General features: G+C 71.7%; 4 protein-coding genes and 1 pseudogene. 3 read left to right on the top strand and 2 right to left on the bottom strand.

What is annotated here, in order from left to right; all coding sequences use genetic code 11:
- A pseudogene (locus BGO22_RS01890) lies at window positions 1-141 on the top strand (FAD-dependent monooxygenase); the annotation flags it as partial.
- An 18-nt stretch (window positions 142-159) separates the two neighbouring features.
- On the top strand, window positions 160-1,146 hold the full coding sequence (locus BGO22_RS01885; RefSeq protein WP_070397564.1) for a Bug family tripartite tricarboxylate transporter substrate binding protein: 987 nt from the start codon (window positions 160-162) through the stop codon (window positions 1,144-1,146).
- Between the two features lie 49 nt (window positions 1,147-1,195).
- Here the strand turns inward: BGO22_RS01885 and BGO22_RS01880 are convergent, their stop codons facing one another.
- Together BGO22_RS01880 and BGO22_RS01875 are read right to left on the bottom strand one after the other, a co-directional pair.
- Window positions 1,196-2,455, bottom strand: coding sequence for a hypothetical protein (locus BGO22_RS01880; RefSeq protein WP_139146928.1), 1,260 nt, complete (start codon window positions 2,453-2,455; stop codon window positions 1,196-1,198).
- 203 nt (window positions 2,456-2,658) lie between these two features.
- A complete protein-coding gene (locus tag BGO22_RS01875; RefSeq protein ID WP_070397566.1) occupies window positions 2,659-3,117 on the bottom strand; it encodes a hypothetical protein in 459 nt (152 codons plus the stop codon).
- A gap of 189 nt (window positions 3,118-3,306) precedes the next feature.
- Between BGO22_RS01875 and BGO22_RS01870 the strand changes: the two genes are divergently transcribed.
- A partial coding sequence (locus BGO22_RS01870) for a hypothetical protein (protein WP_286848532.1) occupies window positions 3,307-3,972 on the top strand: 666 nt, incomplete at its 3' end.

The raw sequence follows: 3,972 nt of genomic DNA, 5'->3' as shown, positions 1-3,972 counted from the left end.
GGGCGCATCTTCCACGCCAGCGGCCTGCTGCGTCTGGGCCGCGACACCGCCATGGGCGTGCTGGGCGAACGCCTGTTGGACAATCCCTGGCTCTACGCCGGCCCGGGCGCCCCGCCCCGGCCCGCTTCCGCGAACCCCTGACAACCGCTGGAGACCCCCATGCCACTGAAGCTCACCACCCGACGCCAAGCCATCGCCACCGGTGCCGCCCTGGCCGCCGCCGCCGCGCTGCCCGCCGCCCTGGCCCAGCCCGCGTGGCCCAGCCGCCCGCTCAAGATCGTGGTGGGCTTTCCCGGCGGCTCCTCGCCCGACCTGATGGCCCGCACCCTGGCCGACCCGCTGCAGGGCCTGCTGGGCCAGCCGGTGGTGGTGGAGAACCGCCCCGGCGCCGGCGGCAACGTGGCCGCCGCCCAGGTGGCGCGCGCCGACGATGACCACACCATCGGGCTGATGATCAACGGCAACATGACGATCGCCAAGATCCTCAACCCCGCCACCACCTACGACCCCCTCACCGACCTCACGCCGGTGTCGCTGATCGCCGTGGCACCGCTGCTGCTGGCGGGCGCGCCGGGCACGCCCGCCGATGCGCGCGCCTTCCTGGAGGCCGCGCGCCGCAACGGCGACAAGTGGAACTACGGCACGCCGGGCATCGGCACGGTGGCGCACCTGGGCATGGAGCTGCTGAAGTCGCGCGCCGGCCTGGGCGCGGTGCACGTGCCGTACCCCGGCAACCCGCAGGTGATGGCGGCCATGATCGGCGGGCAGATCCAGATGTCGCTGCTGCCGCCGGGCCTGGCCATGGCGCAGGTCAAGGCCGGCAAGCTGCACGCCATCGGCGTCACCTCGGCCGGCCGCAGCGCCGTGGTGCCCGACGTGCCCAGCCTGGCCGAGGCCGGCGTGAAGGACTTCCAGCTGGAGATCTGGAACGCCGTGGCCGCGCCCAACAGCCTGCCGAAGGCGCACGTGAACCGGTTGGCCACACTGCTCAGCGAGATCGTGCGCCGCCCCGAGGTGCGCGAGAAGATCCTGAACCAGGGTTGGGCCGTGGCCGGCACCTCACCGGAGGGCCTGGCGCGCCGCATCAAGGCCGACACCGCCGCCATGGCCGACGTGATCCGGCGCAACAACATCCGCCCGAGCTGAGCGAGGGCCGGCGCCCGCAGCCGATGCCGGGGGCCGCGGGTGCGGTCGATCACGAGCGGGCGCGCAGCAGGCGGTCGATCAAGCGGGTCACCGCCTCGCGAACCAGGGCGGGTTGCTGGTTCAACTGGGACATCAGCGGGAGCGTGAAGGCTATGTCCCTGGGCCAGGTGTTCACCTGGGGCAAGGCGCGGACCACGGCTTCGGCAATGGCGTTCGGCATGAGCAGGCCATGTTCGATGTAGCTGAGCGCCGTGTGCAGCGCGAGCTCGCCTGCCGCCGATGGGTTCAGGCCGAGCATCAGGTCCAGCATGTCCAGAAATCCTTGTGCATCCGGGATGCTGGGCAGGGCCCTGCTCAGGCCTTGCCGGTTGGGGCAGGTGGCGAAAGCCCGCAGGGCCTGAGCGACCGGTTGCCGCACGATCAAGCGGCCGCCGGACACCATCGCGTGCAGTTCACCGACGAAGCGCGATGGCCCCCAGGCGGGGGTACGCGCCGGAGAAATGCGCTCTTCATCTGCCTCGCCGTCGGGATCCTCTTGCGTCGTTTCGGTGACCGTCTGCTCATGGCGACGCTTCAAACTTGACGCCGAGGGCGTGCCGCGCTGCGGATACCGAACGCCGACCTGCCGGCGCAACTCCTCAATCGATACCTGTGGTTGGACGCAGGGCTGGGCCTCGTAGTCGTTCAGCCTGTTTTCAATGCGAGCCAGCGCGTCGAGCGCCTCGCTTGGCTGCTTCTTGAAATGCTCAGCGTCTTCGTCGCGGATCTGTTGGATCGCCAGTCGGCCACACGCGATGAGGACTTGCTGGTACGGCCCCAGTTCATCAGCCGGGAACTGGCGGGGCAGTGTATTCGCCAGGTCGATGTAGCGATTGGCCACCCCCATGGCGCTGCGTTCCATGCGCATTCGAACGAGACACATGCAGGCAAACGTTTCCCGCACACGCGAGTTCAGCGGCAGCCTGGCCACCAACCCGAGCACGGACCCCACCCGCATGGGGGCGGGGCCATGGCAGTGCGTCCCTGAGTTGCTGGCCGCCAGCATCTCCACGAGGGCCTGCTCTATCGTCGTGCATTGCTTTAGTTGGCGGTGTGCCTGGCTCTTCTGCTTTTCGTTGATGTGGTGGAGGGCCCTCAGCACCGGTGGAAGGGTGTTGTTCGACGGGTGTGGCCCGGGCGGGTTGTCGTCGGCGGGGGGCGGTGAGCCGGGCGGTGAAGGCAAGGGGACAAAGTCGAAGCCTTGCCCAAAGTCGAACCTCAGGTCGTTCTCCTCCAGCCATGCCAGGGACTGGCTGGTGAGCGTGTTCACGACCGTGTGGTCGGGCTGGTACCCCGGCAGGGGGAATGGGGTTGGCACCACGGTGGGCGGCGCCGCGTGCCGCGCGGGCGGGACCTGCTGCCGTGGCAGGAAGACCGGTGGTCTGTTCCCCGCGGGAGGGAATGGGGCGGTGTGGCGATTCATGGGGACAGAGGGCGCGTGGACAGAGACAGCAAGGGGGTGTGCGGCGCCGGTCAGGCGAGTGGGTAGGGCAGGGCGGCCGGGTGGTCGGGCGTGAGGGGCGCATCGCCGCTGTCCCCGTCGTCCTGAGGGGCGTCCGCGGCCAGCGCCTCGCGCCAGAGCCGGTGGCGCCGGCTGTGTTCGTCGAGCACCTCGGCCAGGGCCTGCGGTGGCACGGCGTGCCGTGGCCAGACATCCATCAGGTGCACGCGGGCGCTGCCCGCTGTCACCACCAGCGACAGCCGCAAGCCCGGGCGGCGCGGGTGCGCCAGCGTGTGGTGCCACAGGCCCTGTGGGGTGTCCAGCTCGGTGCCGGGCGGCAGGCGGCCGGGCGAACTGAGCAGCATCACCTGGTCGTCGCCCGTGTTGCTGATGAGGCGCAGCGCGATGCCGTCGTCGCTGCGCAGCCGCCGCAGGTGGGTGGGGGTGCCGGAGGGCGCGGGGCCCAGAAGCAGTTCGAGTGAGGTGGACATGGGCCGGTGGGGCGAGCGGTGTGACAGCGCTGCCGGCTCTGTGGCGCAGGGCTGGCCGGGGTTCCGGCGTGGGGCTGCGGGCGCGTGCTATGCCCATTTCTGCATAGGGGAGAAAACGGGGCCGGCGGCATCGCCGGCTGATCTAAGCTTCGGCTGGCTGCCCCTGCGGGCGGCGCAAAGGAGGCGGTCATGGGTGCGTACGACGACACCGTGCCCGGCCCGGTGGGCTGGACGACCGAGAACGCCCGAGAGCGGGCACACGATGTGGCGGACACCTTGCTGGCGCAGGCCCGGGAGTCGCTGTCCGTGGGCGACACCGAAGGCGCGACGCAGCGCTTCCTGCGGGCGGCCAGCCTGTTTTCCGCGCAGGGGCTGTCGGGCGATGCCGAGGCGGCCCGGCTGGCGGCCGTGGCCGCCCTGATGAACCACGACCCCCGGCGGGCCGACGAGCTCTGGCAGGGCCTGGCGGCGATCGGCGACAGCTCGGGCGACGCCGCCGCGCGGCGCGGCTTGCTGGGTGCGCGCCTCTCGCGGGCCCTGGGCGAGCGCGCCGAGGCCCTGCAGCGCCTGGACATGGCGCGCCGGGGCGCGCTGGAGGTGCGCGATGCCATCACCTACCTGGACGCCGTGAGCCAGGCCGCCGCCGTGCACGTGGAGCGCGGCGAGCCGGCTCAGGCCTATGAACGGCTGGCCATGGGTTGGGCCACGCTGGTGGACCTGGTGGGGCGCGAGGCCGCGGCGCGCTGGGTGCGGCCGCTCATGCTGGAGCTGCGCGCGGGCCTGGGCGAGGAGGTCTTCCGGCGCGCGCGCGCCGACTGCGAGCGCGCCTGGCGGGGGCCGCCCAACCCCGTGGAC

The sequence above is a fragment of the Hydrogenophaga sp. 70-12 genome (assembly GCF_001897365.1).
GTDB classification, from domain to species: domain Bacteria; phylum Pseudomonadota; class Gammaproteobacteria; order Burkholderiales; family Burkholderiaceae_C; genus Hydrogenophaga; species Hydrogenophaga borbori.
The sequence above is the reverse complement of the archived record's forward strand: the minus strand, read 5'-3'. Positions and strand labels throughout refer to the sequence as shown.